Below are 1,054 nucleotides of genomic sequence, written 5' to 3' on the forward strand. Positions count from 1 at the left end.
GGAGCGGGGGGCCGAGCTCGATGGTCGGCGGGTCGTCGCCCCGGACGGGGGAGGGGTGGTCGGGCAGGGTCGGCTCGTAGCCGGGGGTGAGCGCGGCCGCGGTGGCCCGGCTGCTGGCCGCGCACCGGGCGGGGGCCGAGCTGGCCGCGGCGGCGTACGGGGGGCGGCGCGGGCACCCGGTGCTGATCGGGGCCCGGTTCTTCGCCGAGGCGGTGGCGGGCGCGCGCGGGGACGCGGGCGCCCGCGCGCTGCTGACGGCGCACGCCGACGAACTCACGCTGGTCGAGTGCGCCGACGTCGCCGCCCCGGACGATCTGGACACCCCCGCCGACCTCGCCCGCTGGGACGCGGGGTGACACACGCGCCGCACCGGCCCGCACACGTCCCCTCGCGTTCGACCCCGGTGCCCGCAGGTCCCCCACAGGGGTGGGCCCGTCTCCTCCTCACCGTCGAGACATCGAGCGCACACCCCTGATTCGTCCCTGAGGATTGCCCCATTCCGCGCCGCGACCCCCGGGTTTCGGGGAGCATGGGACACGTCCCTTCTCCCCCGATTCGAACGGACGGTGCCCGCGATGGCCGGACTGCCCGACGACTTCACCGGACACGACCCGGCCGGCCGCGGCCCGGGGGCGGCGGGTGGTGCCCGGGCGATCCGCTGCCCCGCCTGCCGACGGGAGCACCTGTACGAGCCACCGTCGCTGCCCTGCCCGTGCGGAGCCTCGCTGAAGGTGCCGCTGCTGCGCGGGGGCGTGCCGGTGCAGGTGCGGTTCCGGTCCTGGGAGGACTCCTGGCTGAGCATGCGCTGCCCGCACTGCGGCCGCTCCGACCAGTGGCCGCAGCCCGAGTTCACCTGCAACTGCGGGGCCACCGTGCGGCTGCCGGTGGACCGCACGACCCGGCTGGGCGGCGGTACGGCGGCCGGCCCGCTGGGCACCGGTCCCGGGCCGCGCGCCTCGCACCCGTACCCGGCGCACCCCGCCCACTCGCTGGACGCGCCGGTCCCGGCCCCGCCGGCGGGCGGCGCCGCCACGGCGTGGCCGCCCCGTCGGCG

Annotated in this window: 2 pseudogenes; both read left to right on the forward strand. The window is 78.7% G+C overall.

Annotation, left to right across the window (positions count from 1 at the left end):
• Positions 1 to 80 precede the first annotated feature (80 nt).
• Positions 81 to 356: pseudogene (locus tag AB0N76_RS39890) on the forward strand (NTP transferase domain-containing protein); the annotation flags it as partial.
• 219 nt (positions 357 to 575) lie between these two features.
• Positions 576 to 1,054, forward strand: a pseudogene (locus AB0N76_RS39895) (hypothetical protein); the annotation flags it as partial.

The organism is Kitasatospora sp. NPDC093806 (genome assembly GCF_040683335.1).
GTDB lineage: Bacteria > Actinomycetota > Actinomycetes > Streptomycetales > Streptomycetaceae > Kitasatospora.